This is a genomic window from Bifidobacterium bohemicum DSM 22767, from assembly GCF_000741525.1.
Taxonomy (GTDB): domain Bacteria; phylum Actinomycetota; class Actinomycetes; order Actinomycetales; family Bifidobacteriaceae; genus Bifidobacterium; species Bifidobacterium bohemicum.
In genome coordinates, this window is record NZ_JGYP01000002.1 from 830,690 (window position 1) to 852,009 (window position 21,320).

At 50.1% G+C, this 21,320-nt stretch carries 15 protein-coding genes and 1 tRNA gene; 11 read left to right on the forward strand and 5 right to left on the reverse strand.

Going from position 1 to position 21,320, the window contains the following annotated elements; all coding sequences use genetic code 11:
• Positions 1 to 10: 10 nt before the first annotated feature.
• On the forward strand, positions 11 to 1,267 hold the full coding sequence (locus tag BBOH_RS05660; RefSeq protein ID WP_033521453.1) for an ABC transporter ATP-binding protein: 1,257 nt from the start codon (positions 11 to 13) through the stop codon (positions 1,265 to 1,267).
• A gap of 242 nt (positions 1,268 to 1,509) precedes the next feature.
• Here the strand turns inward: BBOH_RS05660 and BBOH_RS05665 are convergent, their stop codons facing one another.
• Positions 1,510 to 1,872 carry a histidine phosphatase family protein gene (locus BBOH_RS05665; RefSeq protein WP_052118182.1) on the reverse strand — a complete coding sequence of 121 codons (363 nt, stop codon included), beginning with the start codon at positions 1,870 to 1,872 and terminating at the stop codon, positions 1,510 to 1,512.
• A 207-nt stretch (positions 1,873 to 2,079) separates the two neighbouring features.
• Between BBOH_RS05665 and BBOH_RS05670 the strand changes: the two genes are divergently transcribed.
• The 4 genes from BBOH_RS05670 (at position 2,080) to BBOH_RS05680 (ending at position 6,997) form a co-directional block, all read left to right on the forward strand.
• Positions 2,080 to 3,201: a LicD family protein gene (locus BBOH_RS05670; RefSeq protein WP_052118183.1), complete on the forward strand. Its 1,122-nt coding sequence runs from the start codon at positions 2,080 to 2,082 to the stop codon at positions 3,199 to 3,201.
• 794 nt (positions 3,202 to 3,995) lie between these two features.
• Positions 3,996 to 5,144 carry an acyltransferase gene (locus BBOH_RS05675; protein ID WP_044098159.1) on the forward strand — a complete coding sequence of 383 codons (1,149 nt, stop codon included), beginning with the start codon at positions 3,996 to 3,998 and terminating at the stop codon, positions 5,142 to 5,144.
• Between the two features lie 12 nt (positions 5,145 to 5,156).
• Positions 5,157 to 5,486, forward strand: a complete 330-nt coding sequence (locus tag BBOH_RS08300) for a hypothetical protein (protein ID WP_052362750.1) — start codon at positions 5,157 to 5,159, stop codon at positions 5,484 to 5,486.
• A 14-nt stretch (positions 5,487 to 5,500) separates the two neighbouring features.
• Positions 5,501 to 6,997, forward strand: coding sequence for a DUF6020 family protein (locus BBOH_RS05680; RefSeq protein ID WP_156097527.1), 1,497 nt, complete (start codon positions 5,501 to 5,503; stop codon positions 6,995 to 6,997).
• 48 nt (positions 6,998 to 7,045) lie between these two features.
• Here BBOH_RS05680 and BBOH_RS05685 read toward each other — a convergent pair whose 3' ends face one another.
• Entirely contained in the window at positions 7,046 to 9,088 is a 2,043-nt protein-coding gene (locus BBOH_RS05685; RefSeq protein WP_033521454.1) for a DUF6541 family protein, read from the reverse strand.
• A 282-nt stretch (positions 9,089 to 9,370) separates the two neighbouring features.
• Between BBOH_RS05685 and BBOH_RS05690 the strand changes: the two genes are divergently transcribed.
• The 4 genes from BBOH_RS05690 (at position 9,371) to BBOH_RS05705 (ending at position 13,332) form a co-directional block, all read left to right on the forward strand.
• Positions 9,371 to 10,378 (forward strand): glycosyltransferase family 2 protein, encoded by a 1,008-nt coding sequence (locus tag BBOH_RS05690; protein WP_143242423.1) that lies wholly within the window; start codon positions 9,371 to 9,373, stop codon positions 10,376 to 10,378.
• A 179-nt stretch (positions 10,379 to 10,557) separates the two neighbouring features.
• The gene (locus BBOH_RS05695; protein WP_033521455.1) at positions 10,558 to 11,589 is read left to right on the forward strand and encodes a DUF6020 family protein; all 1,032 of its coding nucleotides are present in this window, start codon (positions 10,558 to 10,560) and stop codon (positions 11,587 to 11,589) included.
• A gap of 19 nt (positions 11,590 to 11,608) precedes the next feature.
• The gene (locus BBOH_RS08835; RefSeq protein ID WP_143242425.1) at positions 11,609 to 12,241 is read left to right on the forward strand and encodes a hypothetical protein; all 633 of its coding nucleotides are present in this window, start codon (positions 11,609 to 11,611) and stop codon (positions 12,239 to 12,241) included.
• Between the two features lie 32 nt (positions 12,242 to 12,273).
• A complete protein-coding gene (locus tag BBOH_RS05705) occupies positions 12,274 to 13,332 on the forward strand; it encodes a glycosyltransferase family 2 protein (protein ID WP_272945340.1) in 1,059 nt (352 codons plus the stop codon).
• 86 nt (positions 13,333 to 13,418) lie between these two features.
• On the opposite strand, the gene BBOH_RS05710 is transcribed toward BBOH_RS05705, so the two are convergent.
• Positions 13,419 to 16,199 (reverse strand): RICIN domain-containing protein, encoded by a 2,781-nt coding sequence (locus BBOH_RS05710; protein ID WP_237743147.1) that lies wholly within the window; start codon positions 16,197 to 16,199, stop codon positions 13,419 to 13,421.
• 649 nt (positions 16,200 to 16,848) lie between these two features.
• Here BBOH_RS05710 and BBOH_RS05715 point away from each other — a divergent pair.
• A complete protein-coding gene (locus BBOH_RS05715) occupies positions 16,849 to 17,256 on the forward strand; it encodes a hypothetical protein (RefSeq protein ID WP_033521457.1) in 408 nt (135 codons plus the stop codon).
• A gap of 92 nt (positions 17,257 to 17,348) precedes the next feature.
• Positions 17,349 to 17,433, forward strand: a tRNA-Ser gene (locus BBOH_RS05720).
• Positions 17,434 to 18,095: 662 nt separating this feature from the next.
• Here the strand turns inward: BBOH_RS05720 and BBOH_RS05725 are convergent.
• On the reverse strand, positions 18,096 to 19,127 hold the full coding sequence (locus tag BBOH_RS05725) for a class C sortase (RefSeq protein ID WP_052118185.1): 1,032 nt from the start codon (positions 19,125 to 19,127) through the stop codon (positions 18,096 to 18,098).
• A gap of 177 nt (positions 19,128 to 19,304) precedes the next feature.
• Positions 19,305 to 21,260, reverse strand: coding sequence for an isopeptide-forming domain-containing fimbrial protein (locus tag BBOH_RS05730; RefSeq protein ID WP_161786424.1), 1,956 nt, complete (start codon positions 21,258 to 21,260; stop codon positions 19,305 to 19,307).
• Positions 21,261 to 21,320: the final 60 nt, after the last annotated feature.

Sequence of the window (21,320 nt, forward strand, 5' to 3'; positions counted from 1 at the left end):
TCGAGGCATAATGACTTCTTCACAACAGACCGAAATCGAAAAGCACGACGATACCGATGTGGTCCTTTCGGTACAACATGTCGGCAAGTTCTTCAAACTTCCGACAGAGCAGGCAACCGGGCTTAAGCAGGCGTTCATCAATTGGACCAAAGGCATCAAGGGGTACAAAAAGCAACAGGTGCTCAATGACATCAGCTTCGAGGTGCATCGCGGGGACTTCTTCGGCATCGTAGGCCGCAACGGCTCGGGCAAGTCAACGTTGCTCAAGATTATCTCAGGCATCTATATGCCGGACGGCGGAACGGTCGACGTCAAAGGGAAGCTGGTACCCTTCATCGAACTCGGCGTCGGTTTCAATCCGGAGCTTACTGGGCGCGAAAACGTGTTCCTTAATGGTGCGCTGCTCGGTTTCACACACAACGAAATCGAAGACATGTACGACGACATCGTCGATTTTGCCGAGCTCGGCGAGTTCATGGACCAGAAGCTTAAAAACTATTCCAGCGGCATGCAGGTCCGCCTTGCTTTTTCCGTGGCCATCAAAGCGCAGGGTGACATTCTGGTGCTGGACGAGGTGCTGGCAGTCGGGGACGAGGCTTTTCAGCAGAAATGCGATGACTATTTCACCCAAGTCAAAAAGGACCCCACCAAAACGGTCATACTCGTGACCCACAGCATGGACTCCGTCAAAAAGTATTGCAACAAGGCCATCCTCATCAAGGACGGAGACATTGTCGTCAACGGCAATAAGGAGGAGGCCGCCAACCAATACACTCTCGAGAACATTCAATCGGAGAAGAAGGACGCTGAACGCAAAAAGGGCGAGTACCCCGATGGACTCAACGAGCACTGCCCTCTCTTGCAGGTCAAGCCGATTTCGAATCAAATCTGCAAAAGCTCGGACACCTTCCATTTTGAAGTGGAATACGACTATAGCGAGCAGAACGAGTTTTACCTTGCTCTGGCTTTGCATGATCTCAGGCGAGGAGGCATTGCCTACGACACCGGCTCAAAAGCACTGAAGTTCACGCAGACCGGGCACCACAGCGTCGAGTTCGAGATGCCGCTGACCGTCTTCAATAATGGTGATTTTCGATTGGTCGCCTCACTGCGCACACCTTCGAAGACAGACCCGAAGAAGTCCGACATGGTGGCTTTTACCAACGATGCCAACTCATGCGCTTTCGCGATCAGGGATTCCAAGAATAGAGACTACGCATTATTGAGCGACAGAGCCTTGACGATCAAATGCGTTGAAACGCACTGAATGAATACCGATGTTCAGGTCGTTTGAATACTTTGCCTACTGATTGTATCCGTTCTTTTCTGCGTAGGAGCGGCAATCAACCAGATATCTAGGCGATATCTAGGCGCGTACTGATCGTTGGCGTAGTACTATTCGGAGGAACATTCATTACGGATACACGCCATCAGGAAACATCAAAAGAGGAACGGGGCTAATCTGTTCAATCCCAGTTGCAGGACGGAAATCATCTCGAAATGACCGCGTTACCGCTTATCCAGCAACTGGTTCTTCCCATTGTTATAATAACTCATCGAGCCAACCGGTCCCTCTACAGAAAACTTGTCGTGAGAAAAAACAAGTTTTGTCACCGACTCATTAGGAATACCGACGCCAGAATAGTGTTCACCGAGAGTCTCAAGGAACAAACTTATCGCCAGAGCCGAAGACACGACCAGAACGTTTCCGCCACCTGCCTTTCGCTGTTTCTCTGCGATCGCCGTTAGTGCTTCACTCATACGCTTGCTGACGGCATTGGCGCTTTCGGCCCTCGCGCTAGGACTTAAATCCGTTTTCAGGGCATTCCTTTTGTCCAGCTCATAAAGCCTGTCGTAGTATTTATGCGACATATCCTTACCGCTTGCAGCGATGAAGTCTTCAGCTCTGTCATATCGAACCGCTTTCGTGCATAGCCAAAAAGGAACGTTGCATTAGCCGTGCGTCTGAGTAAAATTAGGCAAGGAGCCAGGTTGCATATTAAGTAAATTGTATGCGGCTTACGCTTATGGATATTTCAACCAGAGTGGTTCATAGAAGGACGTTTCACAGTGACGAATATGCTGACGCTCATAAAAAGCCATTTGCCCGCATCCAAGAGAGCGGTGCGCACGCTTTCCGAGAACGTTGACGCATTGCGTCTTGATGTCAATAACCTCAATGCGGCCATCAACGACCTATCGACAAAATTGAACGATAATCTTGAAGTCTCTCATCAGAATCACGAATTATTAGACCGTTACGGCGCACATATAGAAAAGCTTTCATGGGTGGGGCTTCGGCGCGAAGACGAAGATGAACTCGCCGCCAAGCAACGAATCTTCAAGCAAATGTTCCATGCTACAGGCCCGCTCCGTCTTCTTCAATCAAGTTGCGCACAGCTGTTAAAGGAGTTCGACGCGCTCTGTCGCAAGAATTCCATCCAATATTGGATCAATTGCGGAACATTGATCGGTGCCGTGCGGCATCAGGGTTTCATCCCTTGGGATGATGACACCGATTTAGGCATGCCTCGTGACCAAATTCAAAAACTCCAGACCGTTATTACCTCGGATCCTATATACAGCAAGCGTTTCAAAGTCTCTTTGACATACGATCCATACGCTTTCTGCCGCCAGATTCGTTTCATGTACAATGATCCAAACAACCCCTGCTTCCTGGACCTATTCATCTATGACTACACCGACGAAGACCGGGAAGAGCACTACCTGGAGCGGACAGCCTTACGTAAAAGGATGATTGACGAGTTCCGCTCGCTGCCGTATTTTGAAGAATGGGAGCGACACGGGTATCTCGCGGTCGGAGATACGCACAGCCAGGAAATCGAAGCGATTTTTGAAAACTATCGGCAACGGGCTTTGGAAGAGGGCGTCATTACGACTGACTCCGAGGCACCTGCTCTCCTATACGGAATGGACAACTATACGCCACACGTGGAGCTGATGCGCGCTTATCGCTCAGATGACATTTTCCCTCTCAAGGACCTGTCCTTTGAAGGCGCCACGGTGCTGGCGCCACAACATCCGGAGACGATACTCGAACGGGAATACGGCGATATTTATGAACTCCCCGACGACATGGTCTCTCATTTCGAACATGTCTCACGCCAGTTGTTCAAGAATCCCGAAATCCTGCGGTCCTTGAAAGCTTGTTCGCAAAACCCTGAGGCGTATCTCAACTAGACACAGGCCCATCTCAGTAGCGTAGCAGGTACGCTCCAAGCACCCGCCTCTATGGTCCGTTACACCAACTCCCGCATAGAGACACAACACGGCTTCAACGAGAAATGGTGATATGCCGCCTCTCTTTGCTATTTCTCGTATGCCACGACCGGGGTTAATGCAGGAATCGTCCCTGGTGCTGTTGGTCAGGAACTCGATAGCGGGATGAATTTTGCGAAGCATTTCATCAGTCTTCGTTATTCCCGCACTCCAACTCAGAGTCGCCGATATATGACACTAATGCAATGAGGCAATAATGCCATCGCCAAAACTCGAAATCCACCGGCATGCACAACCGACCGACTATTTATTCGCTTCCTGATCTCTTGTATCTAACGGATGCCGCCATATCGATCGAGGCAAGTACATAAGCAATATCGCCAGAACCACGTACCAGCAACAACACATCATGTATAGCGGAGCAGAGGCACACAGGTAAATGTCGCAGCTCACAGCTACATTCCGGAAACATTTTCAGGATAACTGCCTTGAACCATAAAAGAATAATGAGAGAGAACAGCTACATCTATCCAGAACTTCGACGATCTCAAGCCAAGAATTCCTTTGAAACTATTATATGTCGTCAAAGTCCTAGCTGAGGAGAAACACACCTCACCATTTTAGGAAGATCCCGAGGAACAGACCAACTTCGAACACCATAATCCCTGTGATTCAAGCCGGACCTCCTGAGAGAGCCTTATAATGAGGAGGTTACACAGGGATGTATATTTCATGTATCCGACAAAGGGGAATTGATGTCTCAGAAAAATAGGGACTGGCGATATGAGCTGTTACGCATTTTCGCGATGTTTCTTATCGTCTTAGCCCATTTCTTTTCCGACGACAATTGGGCCGTGCATACTGATTCGAATAGATTCAATTCATGGGGATTCGCTTTCCATAGTGCCCTCATAATGCTCGGTCAAGTCGGTGTCACTCTCTTCGTTCTGATTTCCGCATATTTTTTAGCACAAAGTAAGTCCAATCCCATCCCGCGTGCCATACGTCTTTGGATTCAGTTATTCATATATTCAGCTGGTATCCTGCTGTCCTATACATTTGCATATTCACTTATTAAACACAGCAGACCACCGATCAGCCTAAGAGATATTCTGTCTTCACTACTACCCATAACGATGGGAACATACTGGTTTATTACGGCGTTCTTTTTCATGATTCTGTTCGGTCCTTTTCTCAATATTCTTTTTGACAATCTCAGCAGTAAGGGACAACTGCTTTTTGTTTGTCTGACCCTCTGGACGACATTCATAGTTCGTCTGCTCAATCCTTCACTTCAGTATTTTACCGATATCGCCTATCTCATCTCTATATATGCAATTGGAAGCTATATTCGGCGAAACAGCAATTCGTTACCCAGAATCGAATTGTGGAAAGCGGCGCTCATCACATTTGGCTGCTTCATCGTTTGCGCCGCAGGAACCTATCTGATTCAAAACAGTGCAGGTCTACGCAATACCATGGGGCTCCCCTCTAACCTTCTGACTGCTGGGCCAGGCGCATCCCCTATTCTCGCAGTCATAGCAGGCAGCCTTATTTTTATTTGGGTTTCACAGACAAAAGCCGCGAGCAAATCCACTACTTGTGGATCAATAATCCTCGCCATCGCTCCTGCCACATTCGGCGTTTACCTCATCCACGAGAATTTCTTGATAAAAGGCCATCTATGGAATTTCATCTTCATACATCCAGAGCCACCATCAATGATCGCCAAAATCGTTTTCAGCTTGGTATCGATCATAGTGCTTTATATTACGTTGCTAATCGTTAGCCTTATCGTGCACCAACTCGTCATCAAGCCAGTAACCAGTCTCGTCGACAACCATGTTATCGCCAGGATAAATTTCCACCCTGCCAGCCACCTGTCAGAGACAGCTGAACAATAAGGACGAACCATTATGACTTTTAAACTCAACAAAAATCATCAAGCGAGCACTCGATCGATTATCGCACAAGATCATTCCCTATTCGTCGAGCCCGAAACAACTCAGCTTTTTGTCAAAAAAGGGTGGGTTTTCCCCTGTCTTCTCGGAATAGGGTTTGCGGTTTCAACAGAGGCCGCGCTAACAGGCACAGTAGGTTTTCGGCAATTACGCCTTTACCTTGAAATGATTTTATTCGCCGGGTGTTTTTGGGTCTTGTTCAATGTCGTTTTCTTGTTGCTGGACAAGGCACAATACACAACCAATCCGTCACATCTGACCATTCTGACAAGCATCGAAAAATAACGCATTTCTCGCACTTGGAAGACATACGTTCAGTCTGTTATGACGCATTGCGTATTCTCTGTTGCTGGTTACCCTATATCATTCTGCTGGCTCCAGGTGTAATTCAATGGGATACCGGGGATCAACTTGCACAATACTTCGGTCTATCGGTTTTTGGTATGAAAAAAGGAGTCATCTGGGATCACCACCCGTTCTTTGACACTTATCTGTACGGCTGGTTCGCCTCCCTTGGACAGACCATTTTTCATAGTTACATCATTGGTTTGTTTATATATTCCGTAGTGCAAATCATCATTCTGTCTATCGCACTCTCTTGGATGCTGGCCTACCTCGGCACCAAAGGAACGCCGCGAGCACTGCTTAAAGGCATCACGGCTTTCTTCTGTTTTTTCCCGGTCATCCCGATTTGCGCGATGTCCATCGGCAAGGATTTCACCAATGCGGTCTTCACGGTAATTTGGGGAATTCTCTTCTATAAACTGATAGACAGTAACCTTACACTACTTAAAAAGCCGAAATTCTTAGTTGCGTTCGTTTTAATCAGTCTGTTGAATGCACTTTCTAAAAAATTAGGTCTATATGTTATTGCATTGTGCCTCTTGCTCGTGCTGATTGGCCATTTTAGAATACAACTCAAGGGAGCAATTCTTGCTATCATCGTCTGCCTGACGTTGACGGTTAATGCCATACTGCCTTTATGCGTCTACCCCGTGCTGCATATCATACCGGCTGACGCTCAGGCAACCATTGCCGTACCTACGCAGATGATGGCTCGCGCAGCACACGATCATCCCACGGACATCAGCAAGAATGAGCGGTATGTTGTCGACAATTACCTAGGCAACACGTGGGACGTTATGGCTGAAAACTATAATCCATATATAGCCGACCCCGCAACGGGTTTCATGCTAAAGGCAAAGACGTCATTCTCTTCATTTGCCAAAGTATGGTTTTCCGTGGGACTGCGACATCCTCTTTCCTATTTAAGGGGACTGACATGTCTGGAATCAGGCTGGCTCACATTTGAAGGCCCGAGTAATATCGAGGAGTTTCCTCACCCACCTTATAATCATTTCAGCGTCAAAATGAGGCCAAGCACATCCTCATCAGTAAACAAAGATACGTTTGGACAGATAACGACCGTTTCCAAACCCTCCCCGGAAAATGAGCTTGTCGATAGATTATATACGACGCTCATGGGGATTCCTGTTCTAAACGTGCTTTTCTATACGGCCCTGTGGACCACCGTTTTCCCCTGCTTTATCCTATATTACCTATGGAGGAAAAGAAACAGGGCTAAACGCACAAACGTCATATTCTACGCCCTTCCCACTTTAATTTCTGCATTAAGTCTGTTCGCCTGTTCGACGACTTTGTCGACCCCTTCCAGCGGATCTTCGGCGATGCGTTATATGTATCACCTTGTTCTTTTACTTCCCGCCGCCATAGGATTATTATCGACGATCTGCTCTAAAACAACGGGAAACGAGGACATATCGGCCCAATGCTAGGGTATCCAAGCACACCCAATGGGTCAGAGGCGGGTTGACACGCCTCCATCACGTGCAATTCGCCGTTATACGATAAAGACGCATATCACCCTGTTTCAGAACCACCTTCAGCCCTGGTGTCTTGTCGTTTACGGCATCGATTCCACGCCAATCCTTTTTGGTATACGCGGCGTACATGGACCTCATTTTTGCGTGATTATCCGAATCTTCCCGATAATCACGGCTATCAAGCTTGATGAGATATTGAGATTCGACCTTTTTAACCGCGGAACAAGTGTTTTCATCGGAAGCGATATGGTTCATGGCCGAACTGATTTGATAGTTCTCAGAAGTCGGGGTCCCCATCCAATTACCGTTCCATGCCTTGTAGTAGACGTTCAAATCGTCGAGACCATAGGCATAAGCACTCCCGTCATAGGGCTGGTTGATGATAACCGAATCTTCAGGAACAACCTGCTTTACTTTCTGCACGAATCGTCGCTCATCGGACGTATAGCTTTTCGGCTCATTGACGGAATTCCAAAACGCAATATCCCGACGAATCCCTCCAAAAGCTGTTGTCACGTCACGTTGACCGAAAAGATAGTAACTTGGGAACAAATCAACTAGGCATATAATCATGACCATAATAACGGCTAACACTCTGCGGTGCACAGCCGAAACATGAATCCGCGATAATCCAACAATCTGCCGAGCACCCAATAAAATCGTATAGATGCCCAATCCCGCAAGTACCGAACCGAAAAATACAGTCGATGCGCCCAATCTATATGCATCGTGATACCAGAACCCGGTCAAAAATGCCTTCAACCTGCCATCGGTTGCCGCACTTAACGCATACAACCCACACATAATAGCGTATGCACAAGTAATCCAAAGCAGATCTAAATGAATTAGGGTATAGACAATACCAATAAGCACTATGATGCCAAGCATGATCTGAGGCTCAGCATTATGGAATCCCAAAAAGGCGATATCGATTACGGCCTGCTTAGGCCGTTCAATAGCGGGCCACACCCATGTTACTGTGCGCCTCATGAATTTTGCATGGTATAGAACCCACCAAACAATCGCAATGCCTAATGTCAATCCGAACCAGACCAAAATATTCTGTATGTTTTTGCGTGATTTATTCCAATGAGTATTCCGATCCACATAGTGTGGAACCTGAGTGTAAAGATATGGGGCAACGAGGATGCCCAACGTAAATACGGCGTTGGGCTGAGCAACGGCAACACTGATAATAGAAATCAGAAACAGCACCAAATATTTGATTCGATCTTTGGTTTGAGTCGAAGCCTGTATCACATACACCAAGAGCACCATTGCCAGTGGCAGAATGGCAAACGAAAGAAGATTGGAATACAGCGGACCGAACGTGATAAATCGCCAAGGATATATAGCAAACAACATTGGGGTGACCGATCCCACTAATATAATCGCGTAGCGTTCGGCGAACAGCTTTCTGAACAGACTAAACATAGACAGCGGAAATACAACCGCACAAATCACAAATATCGCGGCATTTTCACACACTCCAATATTTGCGCCTACTATCGAGGCGGTCAAGGCCACGATGATATGCCAACCGGTGGGATAGAATTTAGAACCTAGGGTAGCAATAATATCTCCGGCGTGTAAGGTGGAGTAATCACCCGTATTGATAAATTTTCGAATAATGCTCAGATGCCACGCATTGTCATAAAGTTGAGAAACGGAATCAGCTCCATCTAGATTCTTGACGAATAAAAATCCGGTCACAACCACACCGACCATAATGTACAGTACCGCAAGTCCCCAAAAACGTTTTGAATCCGCATCAGAGCGTCCCTGACTATTCCACGTTACCTTCGCACAGACGTAAAGCAACACCGCCACAACCATCAAAGGCAAAAAAAGGGTTATCCAGGAACTCCGTATATGCAACACGGAATAGAAAATTGAAACTATCCCATAATAACCGACTGCCAGCGCCGGCGCGAAGCAAAGACTTGACAGCCATGACAGTCTGAAACAACGAAATAAAAACAATCCGGGAAGATACATCAAAACCAATGCAACAATTGCCGCAATACCGAAAGCGAACCACATGGGGAATATCCTCCCTGATCACAAACTCGTTTAGTACTATTGTTCTTCTACTTAATACAGCCCACTATATACTTTCATCAATATCGAAAAACACACTATCATTATGACGCCTAAGGACACACTGCATTGGCATCCACTCAACCAACCCAACAATAAATTGAACCTTTATACGAATAGATCAAGGCAAAAGAATCAACGCAAACACTGATCACCCTTTAATGCCTATCATTCAGCTTCCCCCCAACTGCACTTCAGGGATACCTGTTTACTATAATGGTCCATATGCTGAATACGAACCAAACCGTAGCCGTGCTGCTTCCCTGTTACAATGAGGAAGTCACGATTGGCAAAGTCGTGCGCAATTTCAAGCACGCATTGCCAAATGCTGATATCTATGTTTACGACAACAACTCCACGGACAAAACCGCCGATATCGCCGCAGCTGAAGGCGCCATTGTCCGTCACGAACCCCGTCAAGGCAAGGGCAATGTCATCCGTGCAATGTTCGAAGACATCGACGCCGATGTGTATGTGATGGCGGACGGCGATGACACTTACCCCGCAGAATCTGCCCCACAGATGGTTGAAAAAATCCTCGACGGTTATGACATGGTGATTGGCGACCGGCTAAGTTCCACCTATTTCGAGGAAAACAAGCGACCATTCCACAACTTCGGCAACCGGCTGGTACGCGGCTCCATCAATCTTCTTTTCGGCGCTCATGTACACGACATCATGACCGGTTACCGTGCATTCTCGTTCACGTTCGTTAAGACATACCCCGTCCTTTCACGAGGCTTTGAGATCGAAACCGAAATGACGATTCATAGCCTCAACAACAACCTGCGTATTTACGAGATGCCGGTTCAATATCGCGACCGTCCGGAAGGCTCTGTGAGCAAGCTCGACACAGTGGGAGACGGTATCAAGGTACTCAACACGATTTTCCAGATGATCCGCGAATATAAGCCTCTTCCGTTCTTTGGAGGTCTAGGATTCCTTGTCGCTTTGATAGGCCTAGGGTTCACGTTGAGCGTCATGATCGATTTCTGGCATACAGGCGTCGTGGCACGTTTCCCGACATTAACCGGTGCTGTGATGTTGGTGATAGCCGGACTGCTGCTGTTTATCACGGGCGTCATTCTGGACGTCACCGCCAAGAATGAGCGCAAACTATTCATCAGCGACAGCAACAAGTTTGCCTATATGCACAGGGCATGCCGTTCCATTAATCTACGCTGTGACTATTTCGGCAACTCAGCATCCGAAACATCAGAGAGACAACGATGATCTGTTTATTCCCCATCGGACTGTAGACAAAATGAAGATGTTCCCTGGTGAAATCCATAAAAAATTTAAACGTCCAAATCTTAAAGGCAAGAAATATGAAAAGGGCTCAGAACATTGACGTCCGAGCCCTTTTACAATAACCAGAATCCTTACATACCTATCTCATTATGAAAATGATTATGACACAATATACCCTTAAAATACATAAATGGTTGTTCCCGAATGTACGAACCACAATCATTACAAGCATCCTATCCTTGCTGTTCTCAGGCTTTACTGTTGCTGGTTACCTGTTGCATTCTCGGAATTCGCTTTGGATATCATTCAAAGTGCTGGCACTTATAGGTGTGCTGTGGGTCCTTTTTTATGGCGCTCTTTCAGCCCTTTGGAAATTCGACGACCGTCACCGGGTACGTTCGATCAAAATCTTACCCAAAAGGTACTTCATTTTATCCATATTATTCATCGCTGTCTGCTGGGTACTAGTTTGGCTCGCCAGCTGGCCTGGCTATTATGTCTATGACACGGGAGCGTTTTCCGATTATTTGAATTCCGGTCAGCTCTCAAACTGGCAATCGGTGTTTCACACCCTTGTGGTTTCAACGGTAATTAGAATTGGTAAATTCATATTCGGTTCTTACAACGGCGGGGTCGCGCTTTATCTCGGGATGCAGATGCTCTTCGTCTTAGCACTGACGGCGGTAATGCTCTATTTCCTACTTTACAAGCAACGATGCGGGTTACCGGTTTTCATTGTATCGGTGTTGTTTCTTGGCCTCAGTCCATCAATCTCGATGTTTGCATTATGCAGCACGAAAGACACGATGTTTTCAGTTGTGCTTCTCGCATGGGTACTGCTTTTTACGGTCTCCATTCAGCAAGACAATGTCATCAAATCACCCGTTTATGACATCGCACTTTTTCTGCTTACCTTCCTTGTCTGCGCATACCGTAATAACGGAGCATATATCATCATTGCCCTCCTGCCCTTCGCCTTCTTTTTAATTCATACAAATAAAGGGGAAAAGTGGAAGAAATCAGCGATTCTCTCGATAATATGCATTGTAGGAGTAGCCGCCTCACTGATCTGGTCTGGACCTGTTGCCACAACTCTTAACGCAAAAAAAACAAAATCCGTTGCGCGAAATGATTTCCATACCAACTATTCAACTCGCCCGAGCTGCAACGGACTCCCCCTCCATAGACCATGACGGGCTTGCAAAGCTTGGAGTGGATTCCAACACACTGGCATACCAATATCAGTCATTTGCCCGTTGCACCGACCCGATGCGTGCTCTTCTCGCAGATTCAATCGATCAGGGAGGGCATGGACCTGAAATGCTACATTATTACCTCTCACAGTTCCCGAATCACGAACGCAGCTATGTCATAGGTCCATTGGTATTGACAGATGCCGCCTGGAGTCCTTTTGCTTTTATCAGAGGTTACAACGATCCTTACCGCTCAACTTTTGATTATAATAAGACGGAAAGTTCAATCTTTGCGGCAGTGGTAGAAGCGCCAGCGAAAGCCCACTCCTTTTTACCAGGTCTATCCAATATTCTATGGAAGTACTCCAGGTCGAATCCTTTTCATCGATATCCAGCATTCGCATGGACAAGTATGGTGAGCTTTTTCTTCTGGCTTACGTTACTCGCCCTCGCCCGAACGCTTATCACACGAAATCGGCGAGGAATATTGATAAGCCTACTTTTCCTTATCGCTGCAGGTACAAGTTTATTGGGACCTATGGTATTGATCCGCTATTACTGGTTCATGTTCCTTGGTGCGCCTATGCTGCTTACCTTTTCATTGGAATCGAGCCCAATGCCACTTCCTGAAATTGAAGCGGATCAGTACTAATCACAACGAATTTGAGAGGGAGTATTGCTAGAGTGAAAGATGCGTCAAACAATGAGCACAGTATCGCGGTGCTGCTTCCTTGCTACAACGAGGAAATGACCATAGGCAAGGTCGTTCGCGACTTTCACACAACCTTACCCAACGCAAAGGTCTATGTCCATGACAACAATTCAACTGACAAGACGGCCCAAATCGCTACAGCCGAAGGTGCCATCGTCCGCAAGGAACCACGTCAGGGCAAGGGGAATGTCATTCGATCCATGTTCGAAGACATTGACGCAGATGTGTATGTGATGGCCGATGGAGATGACACCTACCCTGCGGAAGCCGCGCCCGACATGGTTCAGAAAATCATTGAAGGCTACGATATGGTGATCGGCGACCGATTGAGCTCCACTTATTTCCAAGAAAACAAACGACCGTTCCACAATTTCGGCAACTGCCTGGTACGTGGCTCAATTAATTTCCTGTTTGGTACGCATATTCACGACATCATGACTGGATATCGAGCCTTTTCGTTCACTTTCGTAAAAACTTATCCGGTACTTTCACGCGGATTCGAAATAGAAACTGAAATGACCATTCACAGCCTCAACAATAATCTGAGGATCTATGAGATGCCCATTCAGTATCGTGACCGTCCAGAAGGTTCGATTAGCAAGCTTGACACAGTCGGTGACGGTGTCAAAGTTATGAATACCATTTTCCAGATGATTCGTGAATATAAGCCTCTACCGTTCTTCGGAGGCAGCGGACTCATCGTAATTCTAATAGGTCTCAGATTCAGTTTGAGCATCGTAATAGATTTCTGGCATACAGGCCAAGTAACGCGCTTTCCCACTCTCATCGGCGCAGTGATGCTGGTCATAGCCGGTTTGCTGCTATTCATCACAGGACTCATTCTTGATGTCATCGCTAAAAATGACCGCAAATCCTTCATTGTCGACACCAATCAATTTGCATATCTGCATCACAAGAAAGGTGCGGCACAGCAGCAAAAGAGTGACATTTGTCATCAGCGAATTAGCTCAACCAAGCTCTTATCACAGGTGCACCGATTGCCAGCCGCTACTCACACCGAGATAATTTGATATTTTAGAGGGGAACCGCTCCATGAGTGCCGTACTAAGGCGCTTATGAGGCGGTTCCCCTTATGCAAACGACTGGCACTGTGATATCACTGACGTAGTGCAACCCATCGTTGAGCAACGGTGGAATTATCACTATATGTCTGCACCGTATTGCCATTAAACATACCAGCGCCAGAAATATCCAGAACCAGTCCCGAATCCAACGCGGAAACCAGCTTGAATGCATTGCCGTCCCTGACCGCAATCCATTTCTGAGCATAGGTTCCATTCAACGAATACTGTTGCATCCTGACACCTGCACGATCCTGAGCCCCATTGATGTCAAGAACCTTACCTGAGCCGATATTAGAAATCGTGACGTACCCGTTACCGTCATGACTGACCTTCCAACGCTGCGCACCCGATCCATTATTGGAATACAGCTGAACACGAGCGCCGTCCCACCGTGCAGCACCAGCAACGTCAAGCACCATCGTATTATTGCATTTGGCAGCAATCACGTACACTCCATCCGCCAAATCCGAACGATGCGCCGCAGCAAGCTCATCGATTATCTGACGTCGTGTCTTAATCGTCTCGATAGCCCAGCGCTGAGCATATGTCCCATTGCCGTCATACAGCTGTAGCGACTGATTCTTGGCAGCCTTCCCACCCGGGATGTCTATAGCTTTATCCGCCGCACAACTGCTATAAAAAGCATATTGTCCACTGGACAACTCGCGAAGTGCCCAATGCTGGGCACAAGTACCGTTAGTGCCATACTGATCGATTTTTCCACCATTCGCAGTACTTGCGCCCGCCAAATCAACGACTTTTCCTGAATTGACATTTTGAATCTCGTAGATGCCGTTTCCCACCTGATTGAAGTTGTATTTCTGCGCGTCAGTACCGTTCCAATCATAAACCTGCAATCGTGCACCATCATATGATGAGGCACCCGGCACATCGAATACCACGTTGCCGGCAATCGAACGGATACGCTTCGTACCACCGGAAACAGAAGAAACCGTGCTGAAAATATACTGCTGAGCACGCGTCAGATTGGGGTCCCACAATTGTAATTTCGTACCGTTCTTCGTGCTGCCACCTGGTAAATCGAGCACAAGGTTACCTAATTTGGATTGAATATACATACCACCCTGGCCAGCGTTGCGCAAATACCAACGCTGAGCATTTGAACCATTGGAATCCCATTGTTGAATAGGAACACCCGCATATGCATTCCCACCAGGAACGTCCAATACCTTGTCCGAATTGACATTACGAATTTCGTATGTACCGTCTTCGTTATGACGCACTAATCGATACTGCTGTGCTGCTGACTGGTTCGCATCATAAAGTTGAGCCCTTGCACCGGCATCGGTTGAACCACCCGGAATATCAAACCCCGCAGAATCCCTAAGCAGCGAACTAATAAAATATGTGCCATCAGGTAGCGCGGCCGCCTGATATGCACCGATGTTAGGCGCACTGGAAACGTAGCTATAATTCCCGAACGCATTGATATCAACGTTGCCGTTGATGCCGTTGATCCGGCCGTTGTCCGCGTACTGCCAGCCACGGTCGTTGGCGGAATACCCGAAGCCGGTGCGGGCGCCATAGCTTGCCACCCAGCGCGTCTTACCGTGAATATTGTCGGTATTGAGCTGATTGTACAGGTAGCTTGTGTAGGAATATACCGACAAATTGTTATAGCCGGCCGATTGCAGACGCGAGAACCAAGTATTGACCATGCCGTCGTAGACCCAAGGATTCTCAGGGTGGCAGTGGCCAGACCACGGACTGTATGCCTCAAGGTCATAGAACACGGGATAGGAAAGGTCTTTGGGGTTGACACCCACTGCCCGCAGAAGTCCGACGACATCATCGCCTTCTGCCGCAGCCGTGTTATTGTCATATGCGTACGAATACATATATACGCCGAACGGGATGCCCAACCGTCTGCATTCTTTGATGTTACGGACAGCCTGGGAATCATAACCGTTGCCCCAGCCAAAACTCAGACGGATGATGGCCCCTTCAACGCCTGACGCCTTGGCCGCCTCCCAGTTGATGGTTCCCTGCCACTGTGAAACGTCAACCACGCCCTTCGCCTGCTGCGCAAAAAGATTGCCGCCACGCTCGAAGAACGCCTGAGATCCGTTATATGTACCCCAATATGCGCCGTATTCGTTGTTCTGTAGCGCCGTATTGCGTACGTCACCATCCGTGTCAGCTACCGCCGACCGAACCGAGAAGGGCCTTGCCTGCCCCCTCTTGTTTTTGGATGCACTCTCCTTCATCGTCGACCCGGTGACATGCGCACCAGCCGTCGCACCAAGACCGGAAGTATTCGCATCACCACCATTGGCGGCAACGGCGCGTTTGACCTCCTTCGCCTCAACCGGAATGAAGCGCTGTCCGTCCGTCTTGGCCAGTGGGTCGGCGGGCTTACTGTTCCGCCCCACCACCTTCGGATCGGTGACGGGCTTGCCGGTCTTGATGTTTCTCACCTGTCCGTCTTTGGTGGCAGCGAGATCCGGCGAGACCAAAGTCGCATCATCGGGAATCGCCGCACTCACCTTGTCAGGCAGCTTCTGACTTGGGTTTTCGGGCATGGCATCCGAAGCGGACGGACTCGACGGCTGGTCTCCAATGGTCTTGACATCGGGCTGACCGGAACGCCCCGCGACCACGCCTTGAGCCATAGCCTTCGAAAACCCTTGGTCGGCGTAGGACGATGGGGACGGTGACGTGACCGACCGATCAAGACTCATGTCGGTCAAGGCGCTGGCCGGAGTCACCGCCACCGTCAGCCCAAGCGCCAACGTCGCGACCGCCGCGACCGTTTTAACCAATCGTCTGCCTGAATCCTTTCTATTCACCACAACACCCCTTAAACGACGTCGCAGACCAGACAAAACACATTCTTTTTTATGTCAATCCGACCTGAATAAACGTCAACGCATACAAACCATATTGATTCTAACGGGCTCAAACCTGAAAGTTTCCGATTTAAACCGTTCGTGAACGTAATCCTAACATATGACAAATTTATGACGAGACGAACCACCTCCCTGGAGCAATGGTTCATTGTCACATGATTCAAAACGCACACCCCGGCCAAAGCCGCATCTCACAGCCACCACCCGCCAACGTCCTAAGTCGAACGTTCGGCGGATCAACACGGATGGGTCCCGCAGAACATCGGTCAACCGGTTTTGCCGGATCGCCTGATACTGACATCCATGTTCGGTTCGACTCCGTATGAACGAGTCAAACCTGTTAACTTTTATCGATTTACGATCACGTAAGTAGGTGAAGGAGGATAAAAACGTCGGAAATCATCAATAAAATACGAAAATATAAAACACCACAATAAGAACGTTTTATCTACCAAAACTATGATACACTGGCACTACGGCACAAAAAAGTGTCGGAACCCAAGGCGGGTCAGAAACAGACATAATGATGTGAGATGTAACATCGCATGATTCGCCGCACGCGGCCACGATGGCCGGCAGGAAAGGAACGCATATGGCAGAGGAGAAACTCATTGTCGTTGACCCCTCGCTCTACGGGGAGACCGCGGAGGAGAAGACCGCCGAGGCAAACAAGGTCGCCAGGAAATTCGGCCTGAGCGAGGAGGCGATCGCGGGGGTCGAGGATTACAAAAAAGCGCTGACCGAGCACGACGCATGGGATCTGCCGTTCATGGGTTATGTGGACGAGGACGGATATGGTTATGCCTACGTGCCCAACAGGGCCGTCGCCCCGCCAAATTGGGATGCGCACAAGGCCTTCCAGGAGCTGCCGGCCGATGTTCAGACCGCATTCGCCATCCGTATGCTCTTCACACACCGCGACGTGGATCGCTATGGCGCGAAAATGTTCCTGCACTACGAACGCGGCTTCACCATCCATTTCAAGGAACCGACCCGCTGAATCAGGCATGGCACGCCCAACACGCTAAATAACGTTGCGACGGTCACGGCTTCATGATAACTTAATTGAGTTGTGCGCCGGTAGCGCACAGTGGAGGATTCGCCTAGTGGTCTATGGCGCACGCTTGGAAAGCGTGTTGGTGTAACAGCCTCACGAGTTCGAATCTCGTATCCTCCGCTCGCAGGGTTTCGGGCTTCGTCCCGAAACCCTTTTGTTTTGCCGAAAACGGCGTCGTTTCAACGGTTTAGAGTGCCTTCCAGCCTTCCCGACACCATACACAACTCTGCATAACCCGACATAAGTCAGCTAGAATAAGTGGGTAAATAAGTGGGTAACATTTGGCCCCATAGGCCAAAAAACGTGTCTCTAGCCGGATCGCGTTGAGATATGTCCTATATGGATGCGCGATCCGTCACCGATACCTTCTTCCCTGTTCACGAGCCATGATGGTTCGAATCGGATCGCACACGGTGAGGGCGAATAACAAGCTATACGATAAGTCCAACAGGCGTTCGTGCCAGAAACAGGTCACCCATGCCAGAAAACGTGCGTTTTCAATCAGGGAAACCGACGTTTTCTGGCATGAATGACCCGTCCGTGCCAATGACGACCTAGTTTCGACGGCTTGCAACATAGTTCTCTGGGGCTATCAGCCAAAATGCGCATCAATGCCTTTGCATTGAATCAATCCGATAGCCCACTGCCTTATTGGTCGCATTCAGGCAATCGACGCTTCCATAACCGCAGCCCACAGTGACGGGTCAACATCCACTCGCGACACCCACGGTTCACCATTCACAAATCAAAAGCGAAGGTGCAGCACAAGAGAAACCGACCAGTTATGCGCTACGGTGGCGAACCAGAAGAGGACGGCGACGGATGCGATGTGCCACGATCCAAACAAGAATCGGCAGAATCAGAACCGGCAAGACGACGGCAATGATAAGGAACAGAGGGTCTCCGCCGCCACGGTTCAGGGAAGGCATTGGGTCTGGGATTGGCCGGCGTTCGGCGGTGATGACAAGACGCTGGGTGTTGACGCCGTAGGGGGTGCATGTCATAAGAGTCACCAGATCGCGGCCAGGTACCACTCGGTAGAGGCGGGTATCGGCCGGGTCGATCACATGGATGCCGGTGACCTGATACCCCATCACACGGTCGAGGGTGTGTATATAGAGAAAGTCGCCACGTTTCAGCTCGTCGAGGCGCGTGAACATCAGGGCGTTCGTCAGGCCGCGATGCCCACTGATCACCGCATTGGTCGAAGCGCCTCCGACCGGCAGACTGGTTCCGTAAAGGTGCCCGGCTCCGTGACGCAACGCTTCGTCGGAAGTACCGTGGTAAATGGGCATGTTGACCGAGATTTTCGGGATGCTGATACTGCTCATGGCGCCGGTACCATCGTTCAAGAGGGACTGGTAAGTCGCATCGTCCCGACTTTCGGGATGCGCCACGGAAGTGGTGGACGGTGACGATGAACACAAGGAGGAGGATCGATCATTCCCGTCTCCCTGGTTCACAGCGCCATCACCGGCGATTCCGTGAGATGTCTCTGACGATTCGAGGGAATCCCCCGATGCCCTACCGCTCCGGGCACCGAACGGATCCTCGAACTCACCCAACACGCTTTGGTCGGAGGCGGCGATCTGGCGGTTATATTCCTGCGCACGACGGTATTCGTCACGGACCTTGCCTTGCGGCCAGGAACGAACCAACGCGAGCGATGCCGCAGCCTGACGACTTTCCCTCGCTGCACTGACCGACCACACGACGGGAAACCACGCAATCGCCCCGACAAGGGCTATGGCGCAGCATGCCAATAGCACGTCAACGATAATCAGCAATGTCCTGCGTGACGAATTCATGTGCATCGGGCTCCCCTCCCCGGAGACTCCGGATCTCACGAACCGGCATGCCGTCTCCGCAGTTTCGACAAGGCGTGTCGGAAGACACTTGCGAAGACAGGCATGAACATGGATCCGTCCGTATGTGCGTGTTGGACGAACTGTTCATGCCAGCACACCCACCGTGGGCATCCTGTTTACCGACTACTCGTCAAGCCGATGATGCGCCATCACCAACAGGGCCGTGGCCACAGCCAGGACCGCGATCACCAGCAGACCCAGCGCGATGCCGGCGCCACCGGTCAACGGCAGCTGGGAAACAGAAGTCACGGCACGCACCACGATCGGGTTGCCATCGCTGGCGATCATGCTGCTCTGCGCATCGACAAGACCGAGCACATCGGCCCTGTTGGTGTACATGGTCTTGGACTCGTCCGACGTATCCGGCCCAAGCGTGACGATGAAAGAGGGTTTACACAGCGAAGAGTAGCCTGTGGGATCCGTGATTTCAGTCACGGTGTAGTCGCCATCGGACAGACCGGCAATCGACACCATGCCATTGGAGCCGACTGCGAGATCCGCGGTATACCGAGAGTCCTTCGAATCCTGCAACGCGGCACGCTTGTAAACGCCATCACCGACTTTGAGGAACTTGATCGGGTCGCTGCTGCGATTCGTGGTCTGCAGCAGAGAGAAGACCGCGCCCGGCAGACCGGGAACCTTGGCCTTATCGGCGTCGGAAGCCGCATCAAGCGCGGCTTTGGATTTCGCCACGAGCGAGAAGTTGCGCATGTACGCAGTGGAGACACCGGCACCGGGCTTCACGGAATCAGACACGAGCGAACCATCGGTCCCACCGTCAGTGACCACGCCCGTGGTCGGGTCGATTGTGGCGTGGGTCTTACCGTCGCGGTCCGAAGCGGCGGGCTGATGATTGACGTCGTTGGAATAGGACAGCGTCACGCCGTTCTTTAAGGCGGTTCCGTCTGCATCATCGGTGACCATCATCTTGTAGGTGACGGTGATCAGGTTCTGATAATGGAAGCGGGAGTCGAGGATGCTCGGAGAAAGATCAAAGATCACATAATCGTTGGAGGCATCGGCGGCAGTGCTCTTGAAAGCGCTGGCGGGATTGACGTGCGCGGTGACCGTGTAGTCTGTACCCTCGGTGAGCGTGATGAGCTTGCCGGCCGCGTCTTTGATCGTGACCACGGCCGAACCGTCGACATAATGCAGACCGAGCGAGGAGGGGCGGTCGACCATCGTGTAGATGTAGTGGTTGAAGCCTGTGGTCAGCGGCACGGCGCCGGTCAGCTTATAGTTGAGGACGCCGCCGATGGATGCGTTGTTCATCTTGGACGGATCAAGTTCCTTGGACACCGAAGGCGCGTCGTTCTTGATGTCGACAAGCCCGAGCGTCCTGCCGTCAAGCTGTGAGTAAACGGTACCGCCAACGGTGATGCCGGTGCCCACCAGCATCGGGATCGAATTCTTGCCAGCGGACGGGACGGCCGCCTTGTCGGTGACATCGTCGAGCACATAGATGCCTGCGGACGGCACTTCGATCTTCATCGTGGCCTTGGCACCCGCCTGCGAATCCTTGTCGGGATCCGACACGGTTCCGGTCGCGACCGCGTTCTGTGACAGCACATCCTGGAACTGCTTGGAAGAGGACAGCTTGGTGACGAACTTGCGCAGCACACCGTCCCACGCGTCGGCCGCCGATCCGCTATCCGAAGTCGTATCGCGGTTATTTGCGTTGGAACTGGCATAACCAAGCCAGTGCGCAGCCACCTCACCCATCGGGTTATGGACGTAGCCCGAATCGGCGGGGATGTCCCGAACGGAGGCGAGCGCATCTTCGGCATCCTTGAGCACGGCGGAATCGGTGCCGACCGCCACGCCGCTCAGATTGCCGGTTGAGGCATCGCCGGTGGCGTTCTGGTATGTGCCCACACGGACGGCCTTGAACTGGTGACCTTTGAGCATCGCCTCGTCACCTTGAATCGTAATGGTTTCGGTTCCGACAACGGGCACGGAAATCGGTTCGTCAGCGCTTGGGCCTGCGGCATTGGCCGCACCCATCGGAGACAGTGCCAGCAGTGTTACGGCCGAAACCGCGACTGCCGCGAAGCGACGCATGGAGTCATGCATACTCATGGTGTCTGTTCTCTCTCTTTCGATTGATAGATGATATTTGGTTAGCGGCCTGAGTTCATT

What these genes read in the sequence shown, in the direction of transcription:
- BBOH_RS05725 (WP_052118185.1), bottom strand. Translation starts at nt 19,127, where the DNA reads ATGCACATGAATTCGTCACGCAGGACATTGCTGATTATCGTTGACGTG.
- BBOH_RS08300 (WP_052362750.1), top strand. Translation starts at nt 5,157, where the DNA reads ATGACTTTTAAACTCAACAAAAATCATCAAGCGAGCACTCGATCGATT.
- BBOH_RS05685 (WP_033521454.1), bottom strand. Translation starts at nt 9,088, where the DNA reads ATGTGGTTCGCTTTCGGTATTGCGGCAATTGTTGCATTGGTTTTGATG.
- BBOH_RS05730 (WP_161786424.1), bottom strand. Translation starts at nt 21,260, where the DNA reads ATGAGTATGCATGACTCCATGCGTCGCTTCGCGGCAGTCGCGGTTTCG.
- BBOH_RS05670 (WP_052118183.1), top strand. Translation starts at nt 2,080, where the DNA reads ATGCTGACGCTCATAAAAAGCCATTTGCCCGCATCCAAGAGAGCGGTG.
- BBOH_RS05675 (WP_044098159.1), top strand. Translation starts at nt 3,996, where the DNA reads ATGTCTCAGAAAAATAGGGACTGGCGATATGAGCTGTTACGCATTTTC.
- BBOH_RS05690 (WP_143242423.1), top strand. Translation starts at nt 9,371, where the DNA reads ATGCTGAATACGAACCAAACCGTAGCCGTGCTGCTTCCCTGTTACAAT.
- BBOH_RS05715 (WP_033521457.1), top strand. Translation starts at nt 16,849, where the DNA reads ATGGCAGAGGAGAAACTCATTGTCGTTGACCCCTCGCTCTACGGGGAG.
- BBOH_RS05665 (WP_052118182.1), bottom strand. Translation starts at nt 1,872, where the DNA reads ATGTCGCATAAATACTACGACAGGCTTTATGAGCTGGACAAAAGGAAT.
- BBOH_RS05660 (WP_033521453.1), top strand. Translation starts at nt 11, where the DNA reads ATGACTTCTTCACAACAGACCGAAATCGAAAAGCACGACGATACCGAT.
- BBOH_RS05695 (WP_033521455.1), top strand. Translation starts at nt 10,558, where the DNA reads ATGACACAATATACCCTTAAAATACATAAATGGTTGTTCCCGAATGTA.